A 25879-nucleotide genomic window follows, 5' to 3' on the forward strand; every position below is an offset into this window, starting at 1 on the left:
GGAGCGCGACCGTTGGTGGCCGCGCTCCGTTTAAGTGACTACTGCTGGCTGAACAGGTCTTCGACGATCGGCCGGATGCTCTCGTCGACGCTGTTGATCACGGCATCGCGCGCGGCGGTTGCGAAAGCCGCTGTATCGACCTCGACGAAGGTCATGCCCTTGCTCTCCAGATCGTCGCGGATCGCCTTTTCGTCGCTGAGGAACTGCTCACGCTCGAATTCCTGCGCGCGCCGTCCCGCTTCCAGCACGTGCTCGCGATCTTCCTCCGACAACTGGCCCCATATCTGCTCGGAGATCGTGAGGTAGATCCACGAGCGGACGTGCTCGGTGAGGTTCACATGGCTTTGCACTTCGTTGAACGAAGCGGACTGGATGAGCGCCAGCGGGTTTTCCTGGCCTTCGATCGTGCCGTTCTGCAGCGAGGTGAACACCTCCGAGAAGGCCATCGGGGTTGGAGATGCGCCGAGCGCCGACCAGGTGTCGACGAAGAGCGGCACATTTGGAACGCGCATACGGAAACCGTTCAGCTCCGAGGGCGATGCGATCGGCCGGTTCGAGGTGAGATTGCGCGGCCCGCGTGCGAAATAGGCGATCGGGCGCACCTGTGCGCGCTCGATGATCTGGGCTTCGATCTGGTCGCCGATCTCACCGCTCGCGACCCCGTCCATCTGCTCGAGAGAGGTGTAGGCATAGGGGACGGCAAGAAGCGCGGCCATCGGCGCCCAGTTCTGCAGGCTCTCGCCGGTGATCGTCATCTCGACGGTGCCAAGCTGCATGCCGTTGATGAGGTCCATTTCGCGGCCGAGCGAGTCGTTCGGAAACACCTCGACGGCGATGCGGCCGTCGGTGAGCGCGGAAAGCTCCTCGCCGAACTTCACCGATGCCTTGTGCCAGGAGTTCTGCTCGTTGGCGAGGTGGCCGAGCTTGAGCGTGAGCTCCTGGGCAAGGGCGCCGGTGGCCGTCAGTGCTGCAAGCGCCAGGCCCGCGGCGAACGACTTGATGATGGAACGAGACGTCATGAGGTATCCTCCCTGTGGATTGATTTTCTCGGTTTTCAGTTTCATCGCGCTGCGCCGAAAAGGTCCGGCCTTGCCTTGGCGACCTCGGGCAGGGATTTCAGGATTTCACGCAGATGAGCGCGCATCGCGGCTTCCGCGCGCGGAGCGTCATTTTCGACGATGCCGGCGACGATTTCCTCGTGCTGGCTGATCAGCAGCCGCACATGCAGCTTCTCGACGCTGAGGTAGCGCACACGGTCCATCTGCGCCTTGACCTCTTCGATGACCCTCCAGGCGTATGACTTGCCGGCCATCTCGGCGAGCGTGCGGTGGAAGAGTTCGTCCAGCTTGACGAAGCCGTCTGAATCGTCGTCCGCGACGCGCTTCTGGCGGTCGATCTGCCCGAGCAGTTCCGTCCTGATCGTCGTATCGCACCGCTCGACGACGAGCTTGACCACATCGGCCTCGATCGCCTCGCGCACGAAGCGGGCATCCATGACGGCGTCGGTCGAAATGCGGGTGATCATCGTGCCACGCTGCGGCCTGATCTGCACGAGCCCGGCTTCAGCAAGCTTGATGAAGGCCTCGCGCACCGGCTGGCGTGAAACGTCGTAGCTGCGGGCGATCTCGGTTTCCGAAATCACCTCGCCGGGAAGGAGTTCGGTGCGGACGATGCGATCGCGCAGCAGCCGGTAGATCTGCGGCGCAATTGCTGCCGAAGAGTTTATGGCGCTCGCAATGACGACGGTGTCCATAGTCAGGTTGCTCCTCCCATGGGCAAAACTATCCACCATACTTCCATACTAGTCAACACTTGTGTATGAATCGGGTCCTGACTATGGACACATGGCTGGCCTCGCTGCTGTTACAAAGCGACCGCCCTGGGAGTGAGATGCACAGATGAGACAGACTTGGCGTTGGTTCGGCCCGCGTGACCTCACCTCGGTCGACGATATGCGGCAGGCGGGTGTCGAGGGCGTTGTCAGCGCTCTGCATCACGTTCCAACCGGCGCGGTGTGGACGAAGGACGAGATCGCCAGGCGTCAGGCAGAGATAAGCCGCATGAAGGACGGGTCGTCGTCCGGCCTCGCTTGGGAGGTGGTCGAAAGCCTCCCCGTTTCGGAAGACATCAAGAAACAGAAAGGCTCTTGGCGCGAGCATATCGACAACTACAAGACGAGCCTCGAAAACCTCGCCGCACAAGGCCTAGAGACCATCTGTTACAACTTCATGCCCGTGTTGGACTGGACGCGCACCGATCTTGCTTTCCGTGTCGCGCATGGCGGGACCTGCATGCGCTTCGATCTCATCGACTTCGCTGCATTCGACATCCATATTCTCAAGCGCAAGGGTGCTGCGGAAGGCTTCGATGCCAAAGTTGTCGAAGCGGCTGCCCAGCGTTTCGCCGGCATGAGCGAAGCGCGCAAGGTCGAGCTCGCCGCCAATGTGACCGCGGGCCTGCCCGGCTCCACCGAAAGCATGTCGACTGCGGAAGTGTTGCAGCATCTGGACGAATACGCCGCCATCGATGCCGAGCGACTGCGCGCTCATTTCGTCGCCTTCCTTGAGGAAGTGACGCCGGTCGCCGAGAGGCTGGGCATGCGGCTGTGCTGCCACCCGGACGATCCGCCGTTCCCGCTGCTCGGCCTGCCGCGCATCATGTCCACGGCCGACGACTACCGCCGTGTGCTCGATGCGGTTAATTCGCCGGCCAGCGGCATGACCTTGTGCTCGGGCTCGCTGGGCGCGCGGCCGGACAACGACATGCCCGCGATCATGCGCGAGTTCGCGCCGCGCGTGCACTTCCTGCATCTGCGCAATGTCACGCGTGAGACGCCGGGAACGCCGGCTTCCTTCCACGAGGCGGAACATCTCGGCGGCCACACCGATATGGTGGCGCTGATCGCCGAGGTGTTGAGGGAAGAGGCTCGTCGCAAGGCGGAAGGCCGAACGGACCACCAGATCCCGATGCGGCCCGACCATGGCCAGGACATCGTCGACGACCTTGGCCGCAGGGGCCAGCCGGGCTACCCGACCATCGGCCGTTTGAAGGGGCTCGCCGAACTGCGCGGCATGATGGTCGCGCTGTCGCACCCGGTGGCCGGGCTCGGGCAATGACGACGCGCCTTAGCGCAACGTCAATGCCGCTCGCGGGCGTCGCGATGCCTGCCTATGATCCGGAAAGTTGCGGCGCGGGCATCGTGCATATCGGGGTCGGTGCTTTCCACAAGGCGCATCAAGCCGTCTACACCGATACGGCGATGGGCCTCGCCGGCGGCGACTGGCGGATAACCGGAGTCAGCCTGCGCAGTGCCGACGTGGCGTCCGCCCTTAATCCGCAGGATGGACGCTATCTCCTCATGGTCCGCGACGAGGCGGGTGACAGCGCGCGCCTGATTGGCAGCATCGCGAAGGTTGTCGTCGCGCCGGCCGAACCGGACGCGGTGATCCAGGCCGTTGCATCGCCTGAAACGCGGATCGTGACGCTAACGGTGACGGAAAAAGCCTACGGCATCGACCGAGCAACGGGTGGTGTCGACGTTACGCACGATGTAATCACCCACGACCTGAACAATCCGACAACCCCCAAGGGACTGGTAGGCTTCCTGATCGCCGGTCTCAGCCGACGGCGTGAAAGGGAGGCAGGGCCGCTAACCATCCTGTGTTGCGACAATCTTCCCGAGAACGGCCGTTTGGTGCGGCGGATCGTGCTCGACTTCGCCGAAAGGGTGGAGCCGGCTTTGGCGCAATGGATTGCACGGACCGTCACTTTCCCCTCTTCAATGGTCGACCGCATCACGCCGGCTACGACGTCGCAGACCCTGCAAGACGCTGAGCGGCTGTCGGGGTTCAGCGACATGGCAGCGGTGGAGACCGAACCATTCAGCCAGTGGATCGTCGAGGACAATTTCGCTGCAGGCAGGCCCGAATGGGAGGCGGCCGGCGCGCTGTTCGTTGAAGACGTCGCGCCCTACGAAAAGATGAAGCTGCGGCTGCTCAACGGAACGCACTCGCTGCTTGCCTATGCGGGTTTCCTCGCCGGTCACGAGACAGTCGGCGAAGCCGTCCGCAACGAGGCGCTGCGTGCGATCGCCGAAAGGCAGATGCAGGCCAGTGCGGCGACCCTTCCGCCGGTTCCGGGCATCGATCTCGATGCGTACCGCGCCGAGCTTCTTGCACGTTTTGCAAACCGCGCCATCCGCCACCTGACCTACCAGATCGCCATGGACGGCACCGAGAAGCTGCCCCAACGCATCTGTGCGCCGCTTGGCGAAACCCTGGCGGCAAACGGTGATGCCTGCGCATTCGCTTTCGCCGTTGCCGCATGGATGCGCTACTGCCTCGGCGTGACGGATGACGGCCGCAGCTACGACTTGCAAGACCCCCGGCAGGCGGCTATCGCCGCAAGGCTCGACGGTGTTCCGCGCGACGCCGACGCGATTTTCGACGCCTTGAGTGCCCTGCAGGATGTATTCCCTAAGGAACTGGCCGGCGATCCGCGCATGCGTGGGCGGGTGGTCGAGGCGCTATCCACCATCCTTGAGCTGGGCATGGCCGAAGCGATACGTGTCCATGCGAGGCGACAAGTAGATAGAACGCGGATCTGAGGTCGCCGTCGGCGCCAGATTGCGCGGGCGGGTTATATGTTCGATAGAGGTCCTGTCGAAGATCAACCTGCTGTGCCGAGGGTGTCATGGCGTCGTCAAAGTCCGAAAGGTCCGATCGCCGCCGCTCGCTCGCGATCGGGCTGTTGCGGGCGCGCGAAGCGGTCATGAGCCATTTCAGGCCGATACTTGCTGCCCACGACGTCACCGAGCAGCAATGGCGGGTGATCCGCACCCTGTCCGAAGCCGGCATGCTCGACGCGACGGAAGTGGCCGAAAAGGCCTTCATCCTCGCACCAAGCCTTACCCGCATGATCCGCTCACTGGAGGAGCGGGGGCTGATCACGAAACACAAGGACGAAAGCGACGGCAGGCGCGTGCTTCTCAAGCTCTCGCCTGCCGGTCATGCACTGATCGACGCTGTGATGCCGGATTCTCGGAGAGTCTATGCGGAAATCGATGCGCGGTTCGGCGCGGCACGCGTCGAGGAACTGCTCGATCTCCTCGACGAGCTGGCTGCCCTGAAGCTGGACGGCAGGACAGGCGGCGGCGGCTAGTTTGCCGCGCGTTTCCCGGCCGTCAGTCGAAAAACAGGCTCACGGTACCGTAAGGGCCGAAATCGCCGATGATGGTGTCGCCGTGGCGCGCCTCGATGGGACGGATGAAGGAACCGGCGAGCACGATCTGCCCGGCCTCGATACCATCGCCATACTCCGCCAGCCGATTTGCAAGCCATGCGACGCCCCGGGCCGGCTGGTTGAGGACACCGGCGCCGAGGCCGGTTTCCTCCACCTCCGCGTTGCGGCTGACGATGGCGCCCATCCATCGCATGTCGATCTGGTCCGGTCGCATCGCGCGGCCACCCGTGACGATGCCGGCATTGGCGGCATTGTCGGCGATCGTATCGAAGATGGTCCGCGCCTTCTTCGTCTCGCGATCGACGCGCAGGATGCGCGTGTCGAGGATTTCCAGCGCCGGCGTCACGTAGTCCGTGGCGTTCAGCACGTCGAAGGTGGTGACGCCGGGTCCTTTCAGCGATTCTTTCATGACGAAGGCGATTTCCGCCTCGACGCGCGGCTGGATGAAGCGTTCGGCCGGCACCGTCGCGCCGTCCTCGAAGACCATGTCGTCGAAGAGTACGCCGGAATCGGGAACGTCGATGTTCAGCGCATATTGCATGGCTTTGGACGTGAGGCCGATCTTCCAGCCGATCACCTTGCGCCCGTGCGCCAGCTTCTTCTTCACCCACGCACTCTGGATCGCATAGGCGTCGTCCATGGTGATGCCGGGATGTTTCAGCGATAGCAGGCCGGTCTGCACCCGCGTGCGCTCGGCCTCGTCGAGACTGGTCGCGGCCGCTTCAATCACGTCTGGCGTCATCATGGTCGTCAAACCTCGTCGGCGATGGTGTTTCGCAAAAGGCCGATGCCTTCGGCCTCAACCTCGACCACGTCTCCCGGCTTCAGCCAGACGGGCGGGTCGAAGCGCGCGCCTGCGCCGGTCGGGGTGCCGCAGACAATGACGTCGCCCGGCACCAGCGTCGTGAAGGTCGAGATGTAGTTGATGATCTTGGCGAAGGAGAAGATCATCCGGCCAGTGCGATCGCTCTGCCGGAGTTCGCCGTTGACGCGGGTTTCGAGCTTGATGTCGGCAAGCTGGCTTTCCTCCGCATAGGGTACCAGCCACGGGCCGATGGAGCCGCTGGCATCGAAGTTCTTGCCCTGCGTGACGTTGAACTTTGCGTGGCGCACCCAGTCGCGGATGGTGCCTTCGTTGCACAGCGACAGCGCGGCGATGTGGCCGAGCGCGTCGGTCTGCGCGATGCGCCGTCCGCCCTTGCCGATGACGATGACGATCTCGCCTTCATAGTCGAGCTGGGGGCTTTCCGGCGGGCGGATCAGAGGCCGGTCATGACCGGTGAAGGAACGCGGAAACCGGACGAAGAGCGACGGGTTGGGCGGTGCGTCCTGGCCGTCCCTGTATTCCGCGTTGCGGTCCGGGAAGTTCACGCCGACGCAGATAATCTTTTCCGGTGCGGGGATCGGGATTTCGTAAGCGATGTCGGCGAGTGCATAGTCTGCGGGAAGAATCGCCGCCTCATCCGCGAGCCTCGCCAAAACACCTTCCTCTATCATTTCGCGAAGGCTCCGCCAGCGTTCGCCATGGCGCGCGGAAAGATCGACGATGCCGTCGTCTCTGACGAGCCCGTATTTCAGGACACCGCGATGGGAGAAGCCGGCGAGGCGAGTGCGCTCGGTCACGTCGGGCTCCTCAGGGAAAGATTTCGGGCAACCTCGACGATCACCTTGAAGGCGTCATCGGCGTCGTCGCGCGTCATCTCGAACTGGCCGGCCTGGAAACGGATCGCGATCCGTCCGTCGACGCGTGTCTGTGTCAGGTAGATGCGGCCGTCGTCATTGATGGCGTTGACGAGCGCGAGATTGTGGCCGTCGGCATCATCGCCCGCCTCGTGGCGAAATGAGAACAGCGAAAGCACCGGCTGGGTGACGATCTCGAAATCAGGCTCGGCAGCAAGCCGCGCGGCCAGTGCCTCCGACCATTTCACGTGGTTGCGGATCACGCCGCGCAGGCCTTCCAGCCCGTGATAGCGCAGCAGGAACCAGAGCTTGAGCGCGCGGAAGCGGCGGCCGAGAGGGATCGACCATTCGGAATAGTTGATGATGCCGTCATGGCCGTGCGTCTTGAGGAATTCCGGGTGGATGGCGAGCGTGCGCACCTGATCCTCGGGGCTGCGGATGAACTGCACCGAGCAGTCGAAATTCGCGCCGAGCCATTTGTGCGGGTTGAAGACGATGGAATCGGCCGCCTCGATGCCGTCCCAGAGCGTGCGGAATTCCGGGCAGATCATCGCCGAGCCTGCCCAGGCCGCATCGACATGCAGGTAGAGCCCATGTGACCTGACGACTGCTGCGACAGCGCGAATCGGGTCGCAGGCGCCGATCGAGGTGCCGCCGGTACAGGCGATCACGCCTGCCGGGATATGACCGACGGCAAGGTCTGCCCGAATGGCGGCGTCCAGCACGTCCGGGTCCATCCCGTTGAGCGGTCCCTTGGTCGGAATGCGTACGAGGTTCGCCTCGCCGACGCCGGCAATCCAGATGGCGCGGTCGATGGAGGTGTGAACCTGCTCGGAGGCATAGACGCGCACCGCCTTGTGCGCCGCAAGACCCTGGCTGTTGCCTTTCCAGCCGAGCGCCTTTTCGCGCATCACCAGCACTGCGGTGAGCGTGGCGGTGGATGCGGAATCCTGTATCACGCCGGAGAAATCTTTCGGCAGTCCGAGTGCCTGGCGCAGCCAGTCGACGACGCGGGTTTCGAGTTCGGTTGCTGCCGGCGAGGTCTGCCACAGCATGCACTGGGCGGCGATCGACGTAACGAGATAGTCGGCGATCACCGACACCGGCGCCGCGTTGGCCGGGAAATAGGCGAAGAAACGCGGATGCTGCCAATGGGTCAGCCCGTCCGGGATGATGCGCTCGAAATCGGCGAAAATCGCCTCCATGGTGTCGCCGGTCTCCGGAGCTGCGTCGGCTATCTGGCGGGCGATGTCGCCCGGCTTCGTCTGCGCGCGCACTGGCCGCTCGCGTAGACCCGCGCGATAGTCCGCGCCCCAGTCGGCAACCCGTCGCGACCAGTCGCGGAATTCTTCGCTGTCCATATCCTGCTCCCTGTCGGTGTCAGGCTGTTGTCTGCGGTTGCCCGCGGCGATGCAATGCCCCTCAGGGCGCGATGATAGGCTGTGCCTTCAATTGCGCATCCACCACATCCGTGCCGGCAAAAAGGCTGCCATGCTCGAACCAGGATTTCGGCGCCGGCGCGCCCCATAAGGTCTGCCGCTGCGGGTCCTTGAGGTCCCATTTGATCGGTTCGAGATCCGGGTCAACTGTCTGGTAGTCCGAGCAGTAAATCTCGATGCGGTGGCCATCCGGGTCGAGGATGTAGAGGAAGAAGGCGTTGGAAATGCCGTGTCGGCCGGGGCCGCGCTCGATGTTGGAAACCCAGCCGGTCGTCGCCATCAGGTCGAGCAGGTCGATGATGTTGAGCGGTGTCGGCACCCAGAAGGCGGTGTGGTGCAGGCGCGGGCCGCGGCCGTTGGTGAAGGCGATGTCGTGGACGCCGCCCTTGCGGTGCGTCCAGGCTGCCCACAGCCGGCCGGTCTCCTCGTCCTCGGTGTACTCCGTCACCCGGAAGCCGATCTCGTTGTAGAAGGCGACGCTTTCGTCGACGTTGGGCGAAAAGCAGTTGAAGTGATCGATGCGCAGCGGCTTCACGCCGCGATAGAGCGCGTATTTCTGGTGGATCGGTGGTAGCCGATCCATCTTCGCATAGAATTCCAGCGGCACACCATGCGGGTCGCGCGTGCGGAATGTGCGGCCCTGATAGGGGCGCTCGACCCATTCCACCGGCAGGTCCTTTTCCCTGAAGAACTGTTCGGCCCTGTCGAGGTGGTCCTCGTCGAACACCTTGAAGCCGAGGTCGCGGGCTTCCGCCTTGCCGGATTTCTTCAGCATGATGCAGTGGTGGCCACGCTCCTCCATGGCGCGCAGATAGATCGTGTCCGCCGTCTCGTCGGTGACCTGCAGGCCGAGTGTGTCGACATAGAATGTGCGCGATTTCGCAAGGTCGGTGACGCCGAATTCGACATGGCTGAGCCGCACGATGTTGAACGGCGGGTAGAGGTTCGGCTGCGGTACGGGCATCGGGTTCCTCCTCCGATCCGCCCCGACAGGCGAGGGCGGTTTCTATCCTGTGCTTGCGCGGTCAGCCGCCGAGTTTCGGGATGGCGTGAGCGCCGGTGGCGAAGGCGACGTTCTTCGTCTCCATGTAGAAGTCGAACGACCAGTCGCCGCCGTCGCGGCCGATGCCGGAATTCTTCACCCCGCCGAAGGGCGTCGGCAGGTGTCGCACATTCTCCGAGTTCACCCAGATCATGCCCGCGTCGAGGCGATCGGTGAAGCGGAAGGCGCGCGTGACATCGCAGGTCCAGAGATAACCAGTGAGGCCGTATTGCACGTCGTTGGCAAGCTCCAGCGCTTCGGCCTCGTTCGCAAAGGGGATAGCGGTCAGGACCGGCCCGAAGATTTCCTCCTGCGCGATGCGCATTGTGTTGCTCACACCGGTGAACAAGGTCGGCGAGACGTAGCATCCGCCGCCGGGGCCATCGAATTTGCCGCCCCCGGCAGCGATCGTGGCGCCCTCTTTCCGGCCAATCTCGATATAGTCCAGCACCTTCTTCTCATGCACCGGATGGATCAGCGGGCCGACCACCGTGTCCGGGTCGAGCGGGTGGCCGACCTTGATGCGCTTCGCCTTCTCGGCGACGAGTGCGGTGAAGCGATCATGGATGCTTTCCTCGACCAGCAGGCGTGAGGAAGAGGTGCAGCGCTCGCCGTTGAGCGAATAGATCATGAAGACGGCGGCATCCGCGGCGCGCTCCAGATCGGCATCGGCAAAGACGATGACGGGGTTTTTGCCGCCGAGCTCGAAATGCACGCGCTTCAGCGTGTCGGCCCCCTGCTTCATGATCAGCGAGCCGGTGCGGCTCTCGCCGACGAAGCCGATGGCCTTGATCAGCGGATGTTCGGTGAGAGCCTTGCCGGCGTCTTCGCCGAACCCGTTGACGAGGTTCCACACACCTTTGGGCAGGCCGGCCTCTTCCGCGATCTCGACCAGAAGGCGCGCGGTCAGCGGCGAAAGCTCGGCCGGCTTGTGGACGATGGTGCAGCCTGCCGCGAGCGCCGGCGCGATCTTCCACGTCGACAGCATGAAGGGCGTGTTCCACGGCGTGATGATCCCGACGGGGCCGATCGGCACGCGCGTCGTCATGTTGACCTGACCTTCCGTGCGCAGCGTCTTGCCGTCGCGGGCCTCCGGCGCACGGTCGGCGAAGAAGCGGAAGTTCTCCGCCCCGCGCAGCGCCGCCTTGGCCATGAAACGCAGGGATTGCCCGGCGTCCATGCATTCGACGAAGGCAATCTCTTCCGCGCGCGCAACGATTGCGTCGGCTATTCTGTGCAGCAGCTTCTTGCGCGTCCCTCCTGGCATCGCCGCCCATTCGGCAAAGGCAGCCCTGGCGGCCTTCGCGGCGCGGTCGATGTCAGCCGCCGTGCCCCTTGCAACGGTGGCAAGCGGCTTCAGATCGACGGGAGAGATGGTCTCGAATGTCACTCCATCGGCGGCTGGCAGATCTTCGCCGGCTATGCGATTCATAACGCCGTGTTCCCTGAAGCGGGCAAGATAGGCATCTGCCTTCGCGATATTTTCCTCGAGCTTCGACATGCGGTTTCCTGTCACTTGCCGCGCAGGCGCGGATGAATGGCGTTCTTCTTCCAGCTCAGTTCGGCGTCGATCTCGCGGATTTCGAGCGACAGTGCGAAATGCGGCGTCTTGAGGAGCGGAGCCAGCAGACTGCTGGCGGTAGCGAAAATAGCCTCTCCGGCGCGCTTCTTCTCGTCAGCGCTGCGGCCTTTGCCGATCCGGAAACTAAGGTCGACGAAAGCGTTTTCCGGCAGGCGGTCGGCGATCGCATAATGATCGGCGCGCAGCGCCCTGACGCGCACGGCCCCAACCTCGAACAGGCCGGTCTCCAGCACGGTCTCCAGCAGGGCCGCGCAGAGCGCGTCGAGATCGACACGCCCGTCCAGATTGGCCGAATATTCGATGGTCAGATGCGGCATCGTTCCTCCCCATGTGCATTCTCATTAACATGTTAAATAATGGCAGTCTTGTCAAGCAAAGCGACCACCGGCACGAGAGTGCCGGTGGTCGCAATGATCTTGTCAGGGTGTGCCGGTGGCCGGCTGTCGTCGCAGGGCAAACAGGCCTACGCTGTAGTCTCCCTGCCGGCAACGGAGCTGTGCCAGGGGGTAAGCCAGGCGCGGAGCTGTGAGATCAGCGTGTAGAGCGTAAGGCCGATGAGCGTAAGCAGCACGATCACGGCGAAAAGGCCGGGCACCTGGAGTTCCTGCAGCATGGCGACGGCGAGATAGCCAAGCCCCTCATTGCCACCGATGAACTCACCCACGATCGCGCCGATCATCGACATCACCACCGCGACCTCCACACCTGCCAGCACGACAGGCAGCGCCGTCGGCAGGTCGAGCATGGTGAAGCGCTGGATCGGGGTCGCCTGCAGCATGGTGAACACGTCACGGTCGCCCGGCTCCACCGAACGGAAGGCTACCAGGGCGTTTGAGAAGACCGGGAAGAAGGCGAGCGCGGCGGCGATTACGATCTTCGATTCCAGCCCGAAGCCGAACCACAGGATGAACAGTGGCGCCAGCGCGATCTTGGGGATGAGCTGAAGGCAGACGATGAACGGCTTGAAGGCCCATTCCAGCATCTGGACGCGCGCCATGGCCATGCCCAGCGTGACGCCCAGAAACACGGCGATGAGGAAGCCGGAAACGGCCTCGATCACGGTGACGAGCGCGTGGCGCCACACGGATGCGTCGCTCACGAGGTCGACAAAGGCCATGATGATCTGCCACGGCGTCGGCAGGATGAACGCCGACACGTCAGCCGTGCGCACATAGAGCGTCCAGATCAGCAGAAAGGCGATGACGGTGCCGGTCGGCAGTGCGACGCGGATGAGACGATCTGTGCGCATCAATGGCCTCCCGTCAGGCTGGAACGCAGTCGCACAAGCATGTCCTGAAACGCGGTGGTGCGCTGCAGGTCGAGCGTGCGCGGACGTTCGAACGGCATCTCGATGACCTCGGTGATGCGCGCGGGCCGCGCGGCGAGCACCACCACGCGATCCGAAAGGAACGCGGCCTCGGTGATCGAGTGCGTGACGAGGATGGTCGTCACCCGCGCTTCGGCGCAGACAGACATCAGCTCCATGTTGAGCGTGTCGCGCGTCATCGCGTCGAGCGCGCCGAACGGCTCGTCGAGAAGCAGCACCTGCGGCTTGGTGATAAGTGCGCGGGCAAGCGATGCACGCTGGCGCATGCCACCGGACAGGGCCGACGGGCGCATCGCCTCGAAGCCCTTGAGGCCGACGGTCTCGCACAGCGCATGCGCGCGCGCTTCCCGCTCAGCCTTCGCCACGCCCTGCAGGCGCAACGGCAGCGCCACATTCTCCGCGACGGTGAACCACGGGAACAGCCGCGCTTCCTGGAACATCATGGAAACCGGTCTGGTCGCCTCGCTCGACCGCCTCCCGTCTTCCCAGACGGCGCGGCCACGTACCAGGATTTCGCCCTCGGTCGGCCTCTCAAGGCCGGCAATGATGCGCAAAAGCGTGGTCTTGCCGCAACCCGACGGGCCCAGAAGCGAGATGAAATCGCCGCGCTGCATGTCCAGCGTGGCATCTCCTATGGCGCGGACGGCGTTCGCGCCACTGCCGAAGGTCTTGCCGACACCCGCGAGACGGATGTCGGCCTCCGTCTCCATCTTCATGCCTTGAGAGCCTGATCGAGCAGGTCGTTGGTGTAGAGTTCGGTCGCCGGCACCGTCTTGTCGATCAGCTTCGCGCCGGCAAGCAGCCCCACGGCGCGGTCCCACATCTCGGGAATGTTGCGCAGCAGGTTTTCCTCGCCTTTCGAGGCCCAGTTCTGTGCGTTGGCGCGCAGGTCCTTCTGGGCTGTTTCCATGTTCTTGAGGCCGGAGACATCGTGCTTGCCGCCGATCGTCGTAAGGATCGGCGTCAGGTCTTCCGTACCGACGATCTCCTTCGCCGCGCGGTGGGTTGCGCGCAGGAACGCGACGAACTTTTCGGGGTTCTCCGCTACCTGGTCGGGACGCGCCACATAGACCTGCCCGGGCATGCCGTCATCGATCGGCATCGCCGCGACGTCGTCGCGTGCCGAGCTTGCAATCACCATGGACGACGTGTTGCCGAGGAATGCGCCGGCGCGCCCGGCTTCGATCAGCGCGAAGGAGGCGGCTGAATCGGCCACCTTCACCTTGTTGACCTTCTCCGGCGATGCGCCGGCATTGGTCATCATCAGGTCGAGCGTACCTTCCATCGAGCCGCCGAGCGTCGCCATGCCCACGGTGCGGCCTTCCAGGTCGGCGATCGTGTTCACCGGGTTCTCAGTGGAGGACAGTACGAAGAAAGGCGACATCTGCGCAATGGTGGCGATCGAGATCAGCGGCGCGTCGTTGTTGACGCGGGAGACGATGTAGTTGGTGCCGCCGGTGCGGCCCGAATCCATCTGTCCGGCGATCGTCATCTGCGCTGCCAGCGCCGCGCCCTTGCCGGCCTGCAGGTTCATCTCCAGCCCCTCATCGCTGTAGTAGCCGGCGGCGTCGGCATACAGCACCGGCGCAAAGGCCAGGGAGAAGGTGAAGGGGGTGATGAAACTGAACGCGTTCTGCGCCCGCGCTCCGACCGGAAGCGACAGCAATGCAGCGCTCCCCATTGCACCCAGCATCAGGCTTCGCCGCGTCAATTCCATCAGTTTCGCTCCATGTTCAAATGTGAACCTATTGTTCAATACTAGGCGCAAAATTAGAACTGTTGCAAGTCCAGACCTTGACTGGGCATTGCGCAGCCAGGACTTGCGCAATGAAATCCGCGTGTTACCGATCGCAATACGTGCGTGTTTCGCCGGGTGAGAGGCGCGGCCTCACTCGGTTGCGGTACTTTCGGGGAGGCCGCCAAGCAACCGGGTAATGGCGGCGGCCGTACGGAGGACTTCCGTTTTGACCCCGGCTTCGATGTCGTCGACGACGTTGCCGGAAGCCGCCCGCGTGACGTTTATCGCGGCGACGATGTTGCCACTTATGTCGCGCACCGGCGCTGCCACGCTGGCGATCCCGGTTTCAAAACTGCCGATCTGGACGACCGCGTCCGCCTTCCGGTCGCGCCGCCATTGCGCGACCAGTTCGGTCAGGCTGCGCGGGGTCTGGCCGGGCGCGTTCTGATAGGTCTCGTCGCGATAGAGCCGCAGCAGGCCGTCCTCGTTCAAGTCGGTGAGAAGGACGCGGCCCATGGTGGTACCCGCGGCTGGAAGCCGGCTGCCGACATGGACGATGCTGGCCAGGCCAAGGTGGCTGGGCACCCGCAGCATGTAGAGCACGAAGCGCCCGTCGCGAACGCCCAGATGCGCCGACCAGTCGGTCGCATCACGCAGCTTCTCGAGCTCCGGTAGCGCGATCTCCACCAGTTCGCGCGTTGCGAGATAGCCATAGCCGAGCCGCAGCACCGCCGGGCCGAGCGTGTAGCGGGCGGTTTGCTGGTCGTGCAGCAGGTAGCCGTGGTGGGCGAGCGTGTAGACGGCGCGAAAGGCAGCCGAGCGGGTGGTGCCCAGGCGGCGGGCGATATCCGAAAGCGTCATCTCGCGCGTCTCGGGCGTGAAAGCCTGCAGCACTTCAAGGCCGCGGATCAGGCCGGGCACGAGATATTTGTCGTCGGACTGTGTGCGAGGGGGATCGATTTGTGTTTTGTCCATAAAACGTCGTCTAGCAGGTAAAACGCCGTCCCGATAGCCTTGTTGCAGTTGAGGAGAAAGGACAGCCCCATGACTATGCACACCACGCCCACATCCGCGCTGGCACAGGAACTCGCGGCCCATGTCGGCCGCTTCACCGACAAGTCGTTCGACTGGAACGCATTTCCTTCCAATGCAGGCTTCGACGATCTGGCCCGCGCGCAGATGCGCTATATCGGTGCCGGCGGCTCGCCCAAGGTCGGCGACACGACGACGCTCAAGCCGGACCATTTCACCGTCAGCCTGATCTACAAGGAGCCGGGGAAATACGCCGCCTGTCACAGCCACGAGATCGAGGAGAGCTTCCTCATCATCGACGGCGTGCTGGTCGTCGGCTGGGAGAAGGACGGCGAGGTCGTCGAGGTCAAGCTCGGCGCCAGGGACATGATCCTCAACGCCCGTGAGATCGGTCACGGCTTCCGCAACGATGGCGTAACGCCGGTGCTGATGTCGATCTCGGTCGACGTCGGCAAGCCGCTGCCGCCCGTCTATCACTACCATCCGAAGGAGCATCCGGCGGAACTCGCCCGCAGCTTCGGCGCAGCGCCCGGCAAGACGCTGCCCTTCGACCGCAATGGCAGCCACCCGCTGCAGAAGCTGATGGCGAAATATGTGGTGCGCCACAGCGAACTGCCGACCGTATGGGAGAAGGCGGGCTTTACCCGCAAGGTCTATGTCGGCAAGGGCGGCATCGAGGACGACACCTGCCGCAAGGAGATGCTCGGCATCCCGTCGCAGGTCGGCATCAAGCCGATCGTGCGCGACGTGGAAGACGCTTACCTCGTTCTCGAAGGCTCGCTGACGGTGGGCTGGGAAGAGAATGGCGAGAAGGTCGAGCTCGAGCTCGGGCCGCGTGACCTGGTCAAGACCCCGGCCGGCCGCAAGCACTGGTTCCGCAACAACTCCGCCGCCCACGCGACCATCTGGTCGGTCATCGGTTCGGCGGAAGAGGACAGCATCGTCTACGAAGCCGCCTGAGAAATACTGTCTGCGAACTCAACCTGCGCCCCGGCCCGAGCCGGGGCGACAGACCGGGCTGCGCATGCCCGCCTCTTGCCGCAGCCCACAACGACAATGAGGAGGAGAGGAAAAGTGCAGATTACACGCAGAACCGGCCTGAAGCTGATGGTCGCCGGCGCGGCCGCTTCGGCTTTCCCGACTATCTCGGCTGAAGCAAAGTCGCCCCCGGCTCAGGCTAAATCGACCCGGTTGATCCTGCTGGGGACGGGCGGAGGCCCGACGCCCCTGCCGGGACGCAACCAGCCTGCCAATGTCCTGCTGGTCAATGACGAGCCCTACATTGTCGATGCGGGGAACGGCGTTGCGCGACAGTTGATGTTGGCCGGAATAGCGGCGCACCGCGTCGGTCGCATCTTCATCACCCATCACCATGACGACCACAATGCCGATATGGGAACGCTGATGGGGCTCGCCTGGTCGAATGGCCGCGCTTCACCTTCCGAAGCTTACGGGCCGCCCGGCACGGAGGCCATGGTCGAGGCGTTCGTCGAGTATTTCGAACCGAATGCAGCCGTGCGACTTGCCTTCAGCGGTGGCAAGAAGCCGCCGCGCGAGCTATTCCGTGGCCATGACATATCGGCCTCCGGGCCGGTGTACGAGGACGACAATGTTCGCGTGACCTGTGTCGAGAACACCCACTATCCGAACCAGGGGCACAAGGACGGCGTGCACCATGTTTCCTACAGCTATCGCTTCGAAACGGCGGATCGTGTCGTGGTCTTCAGCGGTGACACTGCCGCCAGCGAGGAACTGACGGAACTGGCGAAAGACGCCGACGTGCTGGTGCACGAGGTGATCAATGCCGAGCGCACGGCCGCATTGTTCCGTGAGAAATTCGCCTCACAGGGACGCTCGCCGGAAGAGATCGAGCGTGTTCTCCAGGCGGTAATCGCTATTCACACGCCACTCGAGGATGTCGGCCGCATCGCTGAGGCCGCGAAGGTCAAGACGCTCGTCCTCAATCATTTCGTGCCGGGTTTCGACCCGGAAGAAACGCCGGAGGGTTGGACTGTCGGCGTCAGCAGGCATTTTTCCGGCAGGGTCATCGTCGGTGAAGATCTGATGGAAGTATGAAACGGAGAGGGGCGGCGGGTTACCGTCGCCTTTCTTCTTACCAGGAATGGACCCGTCTCAGGCCGGCTCGGTCAGTTCCGTCGCCCAGGCGTCGTACCCGTACACCCAGTCGGCATTGGTGCCCTGTTTGAGCCAGTCATTGGCCAGCGACCCTTCCTGCACAAGTGCGGTGCGCGGTATGCGGGCAGCCTCGTAGCGCTTGAGTGCATCCGACACCGTCACTTCGGTGGCGCCTTCCAGGGCGCGGCCGAGCATCACTGCGTCCTCCACTGCCATACAGGCGCCCTGCGCCATGAAGGGCACCATCGGATGGGCGGCGTCGCCAAGCAGCGTGATCGCGCCGTGCGACCAGTGGGGCATCGGCTCGCGCACATGCAGCGCGGAGCGGGTGACATCCTCACAGGCGTCGAGCAGGGCGCGCGCTTCCGGATGGAAATCGGCATAGGCCGAACGCAGTTCGTGGATGTCGCCCGGCAGCGTCCAGCCCTCCTCACTCCAGTCCTGCTGCGGCGTCGTCGCGAAGACGAAGATTTCCTCACCGCGATTGAGGGGAAAGGTCACGATTTGCCGGTCCGGCGTGGGACCCCACCACTTGGTGAAGGAATCAAGATTGGGGATACCTTTGCCGCGTTCGCGCGGGAACACGGCTCGGTAGGAAACGAGGCCGGTGAAGCGCGGGTGATCCTCGCCGAACAGGGCATGACGGACCGCGGAATGGATGCCGTCGGCGCCGATCACCACGTCGGCCTGCACCCGCGTTCCGTCTGACAGAACCAGTGCGGCACCATCGCCATCCGGCTCCGCAGTCTCGACCGCAGACGCAAAACGGATGGTGCCGGGCTGCAGTGCGCCTTCCAGCGCGGCGAGAATATCAGCGCGGTGAATGGTGAGTTGCGGCGCGCCGTAACGCTCTTGCGCTGCCGTGCTCATTGGTAGCCGCGAGGTCTCTTCGCCCGTGTCCCAGGTGCGGCTGATGCGAAATTCCGGCCGGGCCGCCGTCTGACGCAGCACATCGCCCACGCCCAGGCCGTCCAGCGCATGGACGGCATTGGGCGTCAGGTTGACGTCTGCGCCGATGCGGCCGAACGCGCGCGCGCGCTCGAAGATCATCACCTCATGCCCCTGCTTCTGAAGGGCGATCGCCGCCGCCATTCCTCCGACGCCACCGCCGGCAATCACGATCTTCATCAGGCACCACTCCAGTGTTCAAAAATGAACAAATTGTTCAAAGAAAACGATACTTGCGTGGAATGCCCCTGTCAACGCGGCGGGAAAGCCGCCTTGCGTACCGACGTTTCAACTCTCCGAACCAGCGTCTGTTTCGCCCGATCCGCCCTGCACAAGGCCAGTTGACTCCGTCTTCAGCTTGAGGCAATCTGTTTTGAACAAAGTGTTCTTATTTGAACATAGCTGGGGAGCTAGAGATGGACGCATTCAAAGATCGCCTCTCGCAGCGTGCCTTCGATACGGGCCGGGCGGATCTTGCACATCAGTGCCGGGGCCGCGAACTGGACGAGAAAGAGAACGAGCTGGCGGACGCGCTGATGGCGATCTTCGCAACCGGCGAGCACGACTTCGCCGGTGTTGCGCGTCAGCTCGCCGACAAGGGCGCGGTCGCGCCGCGGTCGGGCCGCACGGACTGGAACGAGGCGCTTCTGGTCGAGGAGCTGGAGGCCACCAACCGCGAGCTCGATGCCGCCTACGAGGCCGACGGCTATGGCGCTTGAGTTTCGCTCGGTCACGAAGGAATTCACGACCGGCTCCGGCCAGAACCTCGTTGCCGTCGACGACATCAGCTTCCGCGTGAATGGAGGCGAATTCGTATCCGTTGTCGGGCCTTCCGGCTGCGGCAAGAGCACGATCCTCAGCATGACGGCGGGCCTCTACCAGCCGACCCAGGGCGAGGTGCTGGTCAGCGACGACCGCGTCGGCGGCCCCAACGGGCATGTCGGCTTCATGCTGCAGAAGGACCTGCTTCTGCCCTGGCGCAACATCGTCTCGAATGTCGAGTTCGGCCTCGAAGCGCGCGGCGTGGCGAAGTCGGAACGCCGCGATCGCGCGATGGCCGAATTGAAGCGCTGCCATCTGGCTGGGTTCGAGAACCATTATCCCTACCAGCTTTCCGGTGGCATGCGGCAGCGCGCCGCCCTTGCCCGCACGCTGGCCATCGAGCCGGAGATCGTGCTGCTGGACGAGCCGTTTTCAGCGCTCGACGCCCAGACCAAGTTGCTGCTCCAGAACAGCTTTGCCGGCACGATTTCGGAAACCGGCAAGACGACGCTGCTGATCACCCACGATCTCGCCGAGGCGGTGCTGATGTCGGACCGCATCCTCGTTCTTTCCGAACGGCCGGGCACCGTGGTGGCCGAGATCAAGGTCGACCTTCCGCATCGTGACCAGCCGCTTCGTCGCAGGGTGATGCCGGAGGTCAGCGATTATGCGGCGCAATTGTTCAAGCATCTCAAGCTCGAAGAAAAAGCCGTCTGACGGCTCAAGAACGCAAAGGGGAATTTCATGAGACACATGCTTCGTTCGACCATCGCCGCGGCAATGCTGGCGGCTTCCGCGACGGCCGCCTTCGCTGCCGAAAAGGTAACCTACCTCTTCCCCGCGCCGGACTTCCTGCCGGCCTTCGCCCCCTTCCAGCTTGCCAAGAGCAAGGGCTATTTCGACGAGGCCCGCCTCGAGGTGACGTTCCAGGTCGGCAAGGGCGGTGCCGATGTGGCCACGCAGGTCGCCGTCGGCAACGCCGATCTGGGCGGCGGCATCGGCGACACGCCGATCATCGTGCGGGCCAACGGTCTCGACATTCGCGGCGTGGCTCTGCTCGGCGGGCGCGGCCTGACACAGCTCGCATGGCGCAAGGATAGCGGCATCACCGGCCCGGCCGACCTGAAGGGCAAGGCGATCGGCGTCCTCGCCTTCCAGGACACGACTTATTACAACCTCCTCGGCGTGCTCGCTTCGGTCGAGTTGTCGAAGGGCGACGCCGACATCCAGGCTGTCGGGCCGGGCGGCATCATCCAGCTCACCATCGCAGGTAATCTGCAGGCGCTGTCCGGCGTGCCGGAATGGATCGCGGCCATCGAGGCTGCAGGCGTCGAGATGGAGCAGATGCCGGTCGACGAGGTGTTCCCGGCGATGGCGCAGGCGATCTTCGCCTCCGACAAGACGATCGCCGAGCGGCCGGAGATCGTTCGCGGGTTCGTCGGTGCGGTCCTGAAAGCGGTTCGCGACATCTCCGCCGATCCGGCACAGGCTGCGAAGGATTATGTCGCCGCCATGCCCCAGCACGCCGGCAAGGAGGCCGAGATCGAGGGCATCATGCGCTCCTACGCGACGCTTGTTTATCCGGAGGCCGAGAACCAGCCGCTCGGCGCTTTCGATCCGGAGCGCATCACCAAGGTGCAGGCCTTCTACGTCAATAACGGCATCGTCCAGACCGCCGTGCCCGTCGAGGATCTCTACACGAACGACTTTGTCCAATGACACAGGCAAGCTCGATAGAGACCGGAGCACGCGCTCCGGTCTCGGCAACCAAACCACGGAAGCCAGCCATGAACGGTCGCTCGGGAACGCTCGTCGTCAGCCTTGGTCTCCTTGTGCTCGTGCTGCTCGCCTGGCAGTTCCTGCCGCCAGCGCTCGACGTTCCGAAGTTCATCATTCCGACGGTTACGGATTGTCTTGCTGAACTGAAGCGCATGTGGATGCAGGAAGGACTTGTCGGTCACACCCTGTCGACCGCGCTCTACACCGTGCTCGGCTTTGCCATCGGCAGCCTGCTCGGCGCGGTGATCGGCTACCTGCTCGGCATGTCCGAATTCTGGGAGAAGGTGCTGTCGCCCTACATTCTGGCGCTGCAGATCGCTCCCAAGGTCGCCTTCGCGCCGCTCTTCATCATGTGGTTCGGCTACAACGCCATGCCGAAGCTGCTGGTTACCGTGCTGATCGTGTTCTTCCCGGTTCTCGTCAACGTGCTGCAGGCCATGCGCACCGTCGACCGCGATCTGGTCAATCTGGCGCGTGCCTACAACCTGTCGCGCTGGGGCATCTTCCTGAAGGTCGAGATGCCGTCCACCGTGCCGAACCTGATGGCCGGGCTGCGCATCGCCTCGACCCTCGCCGTCATCGGCGTAACGGTCGGAGAGCTGGTCGGCGGCAATACCGGCCTCGGCTTCCTGATTTCCTACGGCGGCGGACAGGCGAACGCGGCGATGGTGTTCAACGCCATCGTGCTCCTGACCGTCATTGGCTACCTGCTCTACACGGTCCTCGTCATGATCGAGGAGCGGGTGCTCCACTACCTGCCCAAGGCCCAGCACTAGCAGGCCGGTCGAAACATTGCGGAGGCGGGAGGCCTCCGACCATCGAGGATGGAGACGCACATGACAGCCACCGACAAGAAATCCCTGATCGAGGACCGGGTGAACAGCGGCCTGCTCGGCCAGTGGTATCCGGTTGCGAAGTCGGTCGAGGTGAAGGCGACGAAGCCCTATGGCACAAGGCTGCTCGGCGACAAGATCGTGCTGTGGCGCGACACCGAAGGCCGCCTGCGCTGCGTCGAGGACTTTTGCCCGCATCGCGGCGCGCCGCTCTCCTATGGCGAAATCCACGAGGGCAATATCGGCTGCCGGTATCACGGCGTGGTCGTCAACGGCGATGGCGTGGTGGTTCGGGTTCCAGCGATGCCGGAATGCGCGCTCGAAGGGCGCAAGGCGCTGAAGTCGTTCGAGGTGACCGAGGCCAACGACGCGGTCTTTGTCTACGTGCCCTCGATCGAACAGCCCGAGGCGCCGGAGCTGGTGCTGCCCAAGGAGCTGACGAGCGACGACTGGACCGGCTTCCTCTGCACCGGCCTATGGGAGACCAACTATCGCTACGCGCTCGACAACCTCGCCGACCCGATGCACGGCTGCTATCTGCATGCCGAGAGCTTCACGCTTGCCTTTGGCTCCAAGCAGGACCTGATGAAACTCGACAAGACCGATGCGGGATTCCGTGTCAGTCGTGTTGGCCAGGTCGGCGAAAACTTCGACTGGACCGAATTCGAGGTCCATCCCGGCTCGATGTTCTGCTTCCTGGAAATCCCGTACCCGCCGGCTGCCGGACCCGGCGGCGTCTTCCGCATCATCGGCTTCGTGACGCCGGTCGACGCGACGACCTGCAAGGTCTTCTTCTGGCGTATGCGGCAGGTCTCCGGGCTCGCCCGCGAGAGCTGGCGTTTTCTTTATCGCGCCCGGCTGGAGCGCAACCACTGGAACGTTCTGGAGCAGGATCGCGTCATGCTCGAGGGCATGCCCGACGACGCCCGCAGGCGCGAGATGCTCTACCAGCACGACCTTGGTGTCTCACGCGTCCGCCAGATCCTGACGCGCGCCGCCAAGAGCCAGGTTGAGGCCGAGCTGGAGCAGACGGCAGGCTGATGCTCGACGGACGCACCATACTTGTCACGGGCGCCGCGCGCGGGCTGGGGGCGGAGATCGCCCGCAGCCTGGCCGCGAAGGGAGCCGACCTCCTGCTCGCCGATATCGCCGAGGACGAAGGCCGTGCGGTTGCTCAGGACCTCGGCGCGCGCTTCCTGCCCGTGGATCTCGGCGATCCGGCTTCGATCGAAGCGGTCGGCGCGCATCTCGTGCGAGAGGGAAATGGTGTGCTGCACGGGCTCGTCAACAATGGCGCCATCGCGACCGGCATCGGCGGCATCCCGTACGACGAAATCGCGATCGATAGCTGGGACCGGGTGATGACTGTCAATGTGCGTGGCACCTGGCTGATGACCCGCGCCGCCGCGCCCGCGCTCAAGGCTTCCGGTTCCGGTCGCATCGTCAATGTCGCGTCCGACACCGCACTGTGGGGCGCGCCGCGCCTGATGTCCTATGTCGCCAGCAAAGGCGCCGTCATGGCCATGACGCGCTCGTTCGCTCGCGAGTTGGGTCCCGACCGGATCGGGGTCACCGCGGTGGCGCCTGGCATCCTGACGACGGAGTCCACCGACTACGTGCCCGAGGCGCGCCACCGGCTTTACGCGGAGGGCAGGGCGGTTCCAGGGCCGCAGGCACCCGGTGAGATTACCGACGTCGTCGCCTTCCTGCTTTCCGAGGGCGCACTGTCGCTGACGGGGCAGGTGCTGCCGGTCAACAACGGCTTCGTGTTCAATTGAGGCGGCAGTGATGTTCGAACAGCATATCAACGGCAACATCGAATATCTGGAACGGCCGGGTGCCAACGGTCCGGTCCTCGTGATGCTGCATGGCGTCGGCTCCAACGCCGCGTCGTTTTCGACATTGCTGGATCATATGCCGCGCGACTGGCGCGTGATCGCGTGGAACGCACCGGGCTATGGCGGGTCAGCCGCCCTCGATGCGCAGTGGCCGCTGGCGCTCGATTATGCCGAGGCGCTGCGCGCGTTTCTCGACCGGCTGGGCCTGAAACGTGTGCTGCTGGCAGGCCATTCGCTCGGCTGCCTGACGGCGGCCTCGTTTGCCGCCACGCACCGCGAACGCGTCGCCCGGTTGCTGCTGAGTTCGCCGGCGCTCGGCCACGGCGTGCCGCGCGGTGCCGCTTTGAGCGCGGCGGCACAGGCGCGCATCGACGACCTCGAAACGCTCGGGCCCGACCAGTTCGCAGCCTTGCGCGCGCCGCGGCTCGTCTACCAGCCGGAGAGCAATCAGGAGATCGTCCGCCGCGTACGCGACGGCATGGCGCGCGTGACGACGCCCGGCTACCCGCAGGCCGCGCGCATGCTGGCATCGGGCCGCCTCATCGATGACGCCGAGCGGCTGCAGGTGCCGACGGATGTGATCGTGGGCGCGGAAGACGTCGTTACCCCGCCCGACTCGGCGCGTCGCGCGCATGCAGCGCTTCGTGACCCGTGGCGCGGCTCGCTAACCATCGTTCCGGGTGCCGGGCACGCCCTTTATCAGCAGGCTCCAGCGGCCTTTGCCGGCGCGCTTGCAGCACTTGCAGAAACCGTCGGCTAGAGCCGGGGAGGAGAAGAGACATGGCAGAGACCGTTCGCGTCGGCAGCCTTCGAGGCATCATGATGCGTGGGCCCGGCATCACCCAGACGCTGCCCTTCTACGAGGACATGTGGGGCCTGAGCCTCGCCCACAAGGAAGACGGCATCGCACTGTTGCGCGGCACCGGCAGCGAACCTTTCCTGTACGGCCTCAAGGACGGCCCTGTCTTCGGCATCGAGTATGTGCATTTCGCCATGCCGGATCGCGCCTCCATGCACGCGCTCCACGCGCAGATCGTCGAGCGCGGCGGCATCGTACTCGGCGAACCGGCTGCGTTCGACGACTATGCCGGCGGCTACGGCTTCGAGATGCTCGACCCTGACAACCGGCGTCTGCGTTTCCGCACGGAAGCGATGTCTCTGGACGAGGAACCGGAATGGGCGAAACCCCGCAAGGTCAGCCATGTGGTGCTCAACACGCCCGACATGGAGGGCGTGCAGGAGTTCTACTCCCGCGTTCTCGGTTTCCGCGTGTCGGACTATTCCGCCGACCAGATGGTGTTCCTGCGCTGCAACTCGGACCATCACTCGATCGCGCTGGTGCGCGGCAACTATGCCAGCGTCAATCACGTCGCCTTCGAGATGCCGTCGATCGACGAGTTCATGCGCGGCATCGGCCGCATGAAGCAGAAGGGCCACGTGCCGACCTGGGGGCCTGGCCGTCACGGACCGGGCAACAATCCCTTTGCCTACTTTGTCTCGCCGTCAGGTTTCGTCATCGAGTTCACCTCCGAGCTGCAGCAGATCGACGAGACGACTCACGAGGCCAAGGTGTGGCCGCGCGACAATCCGGAGGCGATGGACCGCTGGATGACGGCAGGCCCGCCCACGCCCGCGCAGCGCGCCGTCATGCAGGGGCGGCCTGATCCGGGCTTTCCCGAGCTAGCATCGGGCAAGGAGGTCGCGTGATGGACTATGGTTATGCCGGCAAGGTGGCAGTCGTCACCGGTGGTTCGTCGGGCATCGGGCTCGCGTCCGTGCAGACGCTGCTGGAGTCAGGGGCAAAGGTTGCGCTGTGCGCCCGCACCGAAAGCCGCCTAAACGACGTCGCGTCGGTTCTGATCCGTGATTTCGGCAAGGAGAATGTGCTTTCCAGCGCGTTCTCGGTGCTCGACCCCGAAGCCGTCAACGGTTTTGCCGCGCAGGTGAAGGAGCGTTTCGGTCGCTGCGACCTGCTCGTCAACAATGCCGGGCAGGGGCGGCAGTCGACCTTCGCCACCACCTCCGATGACGACTGGCGCGCCGAATACGAGCTGAAGCTGTTCAGCCAGATCCATCCCGTGCGGGCTTTCCTGCCCATGCTGCGCGAGGCGAAGGGATCGATCGTCGTCGTCAATTCGCTGCTGGCCTACCAGCCCGAGCCGCACATGGTCTGCACGTCCTCGGCCCGCGCCGGGGTGCAGAACCTGGTCAAGTCGCTGTCGATCGAACTGGCGCCCGACATCCGCGTCAACTCGATCCTGATCGGCATGGTCGGCTCCGGCCAGTGGCTGCGCCGCTTCGCCGAGCGTGAGGACCAGAGCCAGAGCAAGGCCGAATGGTACGGCGCGCTGGCCAAAAACAAGGGCATTCCGCTCGGCCGCCTCGGCGACCCTTCGGAAGCCGCTTCGGCCATCGCATTCCTGGGATCGCCGGGAGCAAGCTACATCACAGGCGCTCACCTCGAGGTTTCGGGCGGCCTCGCGCGTCATATCTGAAGGATAC

General features: G+C 64.2%; 27 protein-coding genes. 14 read left to right on the forward strand and 13 right to left on the reverse strand.

Features of this window, described 5'->3' with window-relative positions:
* Positions 1 to 38: 38 nt before the first annotated feature.
* Both V1479_RS07950 and V1479_RS07955 read right to left on the reverse strand, forming a co-directional pair.
* Positions 39 to 1019, reverse strand: a complete 981-nt coding sequence (locus V1479_RS07950) for a TRAP transporter substrate-binding protein (protein WP_368802428.1) — start codon at positions 1017 to 1019, stop codon at positions 39 to 41.
* Between the two features lie 41 nt (positions 1020 to 1060).
* Positions 1061 to 1753 carry a GntR family transcriptional regulator gene (locus tag V1479_RS07955; protein ID WP_368802429.1) on the reverse strand — a complete coding sequence of 231 codons (693 nt, stop codon included), beginning with the start codon at positions 1751 to 1753 and terminating at the stop codon, positions 1061 to 1063.
* A gap of 145 nt (positions 1754 to 1898) precedes the next feature.
* Here V1479_RS07955 and uxuA point away from each other — a divergent pair, with 145 nt between their 5' ends.
* The 3 genes from uxuA (at position 1899) to hpaR (ending at position 5160) form a co-directional block, all read left to right on the forward strand.
* Positions 1899 to 3116: a mannonate dehydratase gene (gene uxuA / locus V1479_RS07960; RefSeq protein WP_368802430.1), complete on the forward strand. Its 1218-nt coding sequence runs from the start codon at positions 1899 to 1901 to the stop codon at positions 3114 to 3116.
* Positions 3113 to 4606, forward strand: a complete 1494-nt coding sequence (locus V1479_RS07965) for a mannitol dehydrogenase family protein (protein WP_368802431.1) — start codon at positions 3113 to 3115, stop codon at positions 4604 to 4606. Before uxuA ends, V1479_RS07965 begins: the two co-directional genes overlap by 4 nt.
* 86 nt (positions 4607 to 4692) lie before the next feature.
* Complete coding sequence (hpaR, locus tag V1479_RS07970; protein ID WP_368802432.1) at positions 4693 to 5160, forward strand: homoprotocatechuate degradation operon regulator HpaR; 468 nt, start codon at positions 4693 to 4695, stop codon at positions 5158 to 5160.
* Positions 5161 to 5182: 22 nt separating this feature from the next.
* On the opposite strand, the gene hpaH is transcribed toward hpaR, so the two are convergent.
* The 10 genes from hpaH to V1479_RS08020 form a co-directional block, all read right to left on the reverse strand.
* Positions 5183 to 5986, reverse strand: a complete 804-nt coding sequence (gene hpaH / locus V1479_RS07975; protein WP_368802433.1) for a 2-oxo-hept-4-ene-1,7-dioate hydratase — start codon at positions 5984 to 5986, stop codon at positions 5183 to 5185.
* Positions 5987 to 5991: 5 nt separating this feature from the next.
* Entirely contained in the window at positions 5992 to 6819 is an 828-nt protein-coding gene (locus V1479_RS07980) for a fumarylacetoacetate hydrolase family protein (RefSeq protein WP_438620512.1), read from the reverse strand.
* 41 nt (positions 6820 to 6860) lie between these two features.
* Positions 6861 to 8282 (reverse strand): pyridoxal phosphate-dependent decarboxylase family protein, encoded by a 1422-nt coding sequence (locus V1479_RS07985; protein ID WP_368802435.1) that lies wholly within the window; start codon positions 8280 to 8282, stop codon positions 6861 to 6863.
* A 61-nt stretch (positions 8283 to 8343) separates the two neighbouring features.
* Positions 8344 to 9324: a 3,4-dihydroxyphenylacetate 2,3-dioxygenase gene (gene hpaD, locus V1479_RS07990; RefSeq protein ID WP_368802436.1), complete on the reverse strand. Its 981-nt coding sequence runs from the start codon at positions 9322 to 9324 to the stop codon at positions 8344 to 8346.
* 61 nt (positions 9325 to 9385) lie between these two features.
* Entirely contained in the window at positions 9386 to 10903 is a 1518-nt protein-coding gene (gene hpaE / locus V1479_RS07995; RefSeq protein ID WP_368802437.1) for a 5-carboxymethyl-2-hydroxymuconate semialdehyde dehydrogenase, read from the reverse strand.
* An 11-nt stretch (positions 10904 to 10914) separates the two neighbouring features.
* Complete coding sequence (locus V1479_RS08000; protein WP_368802438.1) at positions 10915 to 11301, reverse strand: 5-carboxymethyl-2-hydroxymuconate Delta-isomerase; 387 nt, start codon at positions 11299 to 11301, stop codon at positions 10915 to 10917.
* Positions 11302 to 11447: 146 nt separating this feature from the next.
* Entirely contained in the window at positions 11448 to 12233 is a 786-nt protein-coding gene (locus tag V1479_RS08005; protein WP_368802439.1) for an ABC transporter permease, read from the reverse strand.
* Positions 12233 to 13027 (reverse strand): ABC transporter ATP-binding protein, encoded by a 795-nt coding sequence (locus V1479_RS08010; protein ID WP_368802440.1) that lies wholly within the window; start codon positions 13025 to 13027, stop codon positions 12233 to 12235. Before V1479_RS08010 ends, V1479_RS08005 begins: the two co-directional genes overlap by 1 nt.
* Positions 13024 to 14028 (reverse strand): ABC transporter substrate-binding protein, encoded by a 1005-nt coding sequence (locus V1479_RS08015; protein ID WP_368802441.1) that lies wholly within the window; start codon positions 14026 to 14028, stop codon positions 13024 to 13026. Before V1479_RS08015 ends, V1479_RS08010 begins: the two co-directional genes overlap by 4 nt.
* 171 nt (positions 14029 to 14199) lie before the next feature.
* Complete coding sequence (locus tag V1479_RS08020) at positions 14200 to 15024, reverse strand: IclR family transcriptional regulator (protein WP_368802442.1); 825 nt, start codon at positions 15022 to 15024, stop codon at positions 14200 to 14202.
* 69 nt (positions 15025 to 15093) lie between these two features.
* Between V1479_RS08020 and V1479_RS08025 the strand changes: the two genes are divergently transcribed.
* Together V1479_RS08025 and V1479_RS08030 are read left to right on the forward strand one after the other, a co-directional pair.
* Positions 15094 to 16041: a cupin gene (locus V1479_RS08025; RefSeq protein ID WP_368802443.1), complete on the forward strand. Its 948-nt coding sequence runs from the start codon at positions 15094 to 15096 to the stop codon at positions 16039 to 16041.
* Between the two features lie 114 nt (positions 16042 to 16155).
* On the forward strand, positions 16156 to 17157 hold the full coding sequence (locus tag V1479_RS08030; RefSeq protein ID WP_368802444.1) for an MBL fold metallo-hydrolase: 1002 nt from the start codon (positions 16156 to 16158) through the stop codon (positions 17155 to 17157).
* 57 nt (positions 17158 to 17214) lie between these two features.
* Here V1479_RS08030 and V1479_RS08035 read toward each other — a convergent pair whose 3' ends face one another.
* Positions 17215 to 18345, reverse strand: coding sequence for an FAD-dependent monooxygenase (locus V1479_RS08035; RefSeq protein ID WP_368802445.1), 1131 nt, complete (start codon positions 18343 to 18345; stop codon positions 17215 to 17217).
* 236 nt (positions 18346 to 18581) lie between these two features.
* On the opposite strand from V1479_RS08035, the gene V1479_RS08040 reads away from it, so the two are divergent.
* The 9 genes from V1479_RS08040 (at position 18582) to V1479_RS08080 (ending at position 25872) form a co-directional block, all read left to right on the forward strand.
* Positions 18582 to 18884 (forward strand): recombinase-like helix-turn-helix domain-containing protein, encoded by a 303-nt coding sequence (locus V1479_RS08040; protein ID WP_368802446.1) that lies wholly within the window; start codon positions 18582 to 18584, stop codon positions 18882 to 18884.
* The gene (locus V1479_RS08045; protein WP_368802447.1) at positions 18874 to 19644 is read left to right on the forward strand and encodes an ABC transporter ATP-binding protein; all 771 of its coding nucleotides are present in this window, start codon (positions 18874 to 18876) and stop codon (positions 19642 to 19644) included. The genes V1479_RS08040 and V1479_RS08045 overlap by 11 nt, the downstream gene beginning before the upstream one ends.
* A 27-nt stretch (positions 19645 to 19671) precedes the next feature.
* A complete protein-coding gene (locus V1479_RS08050) occupies positions 19672 to 20646 on the forward strand; it encodes an ABC transporter substrate-binding protein (RefSeq protein ID WP_368802448.1) in 975 nt (324 codons plus the stop codon).
* Between the two features lie 68 nt (positions 20647 to 20714).
* Positions 20715 to 21482: an ABC transporter permease gene (locus V1479_RS08055; RefSeq protein ID WP_368802449.1), complete on the forward strand. Its 768-nt coding sequence runs from the start codon at positions 20715 to 20717 to the stop codon at positions 21480 to 21482.
* Positions 21483 to 21542: 60 nt separating this feature from the next.
* Positions 21543 to 22580 (forward strand): Rieske 2Fe-2S domain-containing protein, encoded by a 1038-nt coding sequence (locus V1479_RS08060; protein ID WP_368802450.1) that lies wholly within the window; start codon positions 21543 to 21545, stop codon positions 22578 to 22580.
* Entirely contained in the window at positions 22580 to 23317 is a 738-nt protein-coding gene (locus V1479_RS08065; RefSeq protein WP_368802451.1) for an SDR family oxidoreductase, read from the forward strand. Before V1479_RS08060 ends, V1479_RS08065 begins: the two co-directional genes overlap by 1 nt.
* 10 nt (positions 23318 to 23327) lie before the next feature.
* The gene (locus V1479_RS08070; RefSeq protein ID WP_368802452.1) at positions 23328 to 24137 is read left to right on the forward strand and encodes an alpha/beta fold hydrolase; all 810 of its coding nucleotides are present in this window, start codon (positions 23328 to 23330) and stop codon (positions 24135 to 24137) included.
* Positions 24138 to 24157: 20 nt separating this feature from the next.
* Complete coding sequence (locus V1479_RS08075) at positions 24158 to 25084, forward strand: VOC family protein (protein WP_368802453.1); 927 nt, start codon at positions 24158 to 24160, stop codon at positions 25082 to 25084.
* Positions 25084 to 25872 (forward strand): SDR family oxidoreductase, encoded by a 789-nt coding sequence (locus V1479_RS08080; protein ID WP_368802454.1) that lies wholly within the window; start codon positions 25084 to 25086, stop codon positions 25870 to 25872. The genes V1479_RS08075 and V1479_RS08080 overlap by 1 nt, the downstream gene beginning before the upstream one ends.
* Positions 25873 to 25879 lie beyond the last annotated feature (7 nt).

Origin of the sequence: Neoaquamicrobium sediminum, from assembly GCF_040970315.1 — a bacterium.
Classification (GTDB): Bacteria; Pseudomonadota; Alphaproteobacteria; order Rhizobiales; family Rhizobiaceae; genus Aerobium; species Aerobium sediminum.

Bases quoted from the DNA above. Each gene is read 5' to 3' on its own strand.
- V1479_RS07950 (WP_368802428.1), bottom strand. From the start codon at position 1,019: ATGACGTCTCGTTCCATCATCAAGTCGTTCGCCGCGGGCCTGGCGCTT.
- V1479_RS07955 (WP_368802429.1), bottom strand. From the start codon at position 1,753: ATGGACACCGTCGTCATTGCGAGCGCCATAAACTCTTCGGCAGCAATT.
- uxuA (WP_368802430.1), top strand. From the start codon at position 1,899: ATGAGACAGACTTGGCGTTGGTTCGGCCCGCGTGACCTCACCTCGGTC.
- V1479_RS07965 (WP_368802431.1), top strand. From the start codon at position 3,113: ATGACGACGCGCCTTAGCGCAACGTCAATGCCGCTCGCGGGCGTCGCG.
- hpaR (WP_368802432.1), top strand. From the start codon at position 4,693: ATGGCGTCGTCAAAGTCCGAAAGGTCCGATCGCCGCCGCTCGCTCGCG.
- hpaH (WP_368802433.1), bottom strand. From the start codon at position 5,986: ATGATGACGCCAGACGTGATTGAAGCGGCCGCGACCAGTCTCGACGAG.
- V1479_RS07985 (WP_368802435.1), bottom strand. From the start codon at position 8,282: ATGGACAGCGAAGAATTCCGCGACTGGTCGCGACGGGTTGCCGACTGG.
- hpaD (WP_368802436.1), bottom strand. From the start codon at position 9,324: ATGCCCGTACCGCAGCCGAACCTCTACCCGCCGTTCAACATCGTGCGG.
- hpaE (WP_368802437.1), bottom strand. From the start codon at position 10,903: ATGTCGAAGCTCGAGGAAAATATCGCGAAGGCAGATGCCTATCTTGCC.
- V1479_RS08000 (WP_368802438.1), bottom strand. From the start codon at position 11,301: ATGCCGCATCTGACCATCGAATATTCGGCCAATCTGGACGGGCGTGTC.
- V1479_RS08005 (WP_368802439.1), bottom strand. From the start codon at position 12,233: ATGCGCACAGATCGTCTCATCCGCGTCGCACTGCCGACCGGCACCGTC.
- V1479_RS08010 (WP_368802440.1), bottom strand. From the start codon at position 13,027: ATGAAGATGGAGACGGAGGCCGACATCCGTCTCGCGGGTGTCGGCAAG.
- V1479_RS08015 (WP_368802441.1), bottom strand. From the start codon at position 14,028: ATGGAATTGACGCGGCGAAGCCTGATGCTGGGTGCAATGGGGAGCGCT.
- V1479_RS08020 (WP_368802442.1), bottom strand. From the start codon at position 15,024: ATGGACAAAACACAAATCGATCCCCCTCGCACACAGTCCGACGACAAA.
- V1479_RS08025 (WP_368802443.1), top strand. From the start codon at position 15,094: ATGACTATGCACACCACGCCCACATCCGCGCTGGCACAGGAACTCGCG.
- V1479_RS08035 (WP_368802445.1), bottom strand. From the start codon at position 18,345: ATGAAGATCGTGATTGCCGGCGGTGGCGTCGGAGGAATGGCGGCGGCG.
- V1479_RS08040 (WP_368802446.1), top strand. From the start codon at position 18,582: ATGGACGCATTCAAAGATCGCCTCTCGCAGCGTGCCTTCGATACGGGC.
- V1479_RS08045 (WP_368802447.1), top strand. From the start codon at position 18,874: ATGGCGCTTGAGTTTCGCTCGGTCACGAAGGAATTCACGACCGGCTCC.
- V1479_RS08050 (WP_368802448.1), top strand. From the start codon at position 19,672: ATGAGACACATGCTTCGTTCGACCATCGCCGCGGCAATGCTGGCGGCT.
- V1479_RS08055 (WP_368802449.1), top strand. From the start codon at position 20,715: ATGAACGGTCGCTCGGGAACGCTCGTCGTCAGCCTTGGTCTCCTTGTG.
- V1479_RS08060 (WP_368802450.1), top strand. From the start codon at position 21,543: ATGACAGCCACCGACAAGAAATCCCTGATCGAGGACCGGGTGAACAGC.
- V1479_RS08065 (WP_368802451.1), top strand. From the start codon at position 22,580: ATGCTCGACGGACGCACCATACTTGTCACGGGCGCCGCGCGCGGGCTG.
- V1479_RS08070 (WP_368802452.1), top strand. From the start codon at position 23,328: ATGTTCGAACAGCATATCAACGGCAACATCGAATATCTGGAACGGCCG.
- V1479_RS08075 (WP_368802453.1), top strand. From the start codon at position 24,158: ATGGCAGAGACCGTTCGCGTCGGCAGCCTTCGAGGCATCATGATGCGT.
- V1479_RS08080 (WP_368802454.1), top strand. From the start codon at position 25,084: ATGGACTATGGTTATGCCGGCAAGGTGGCAGTCGTCACCGGTGGTTCG.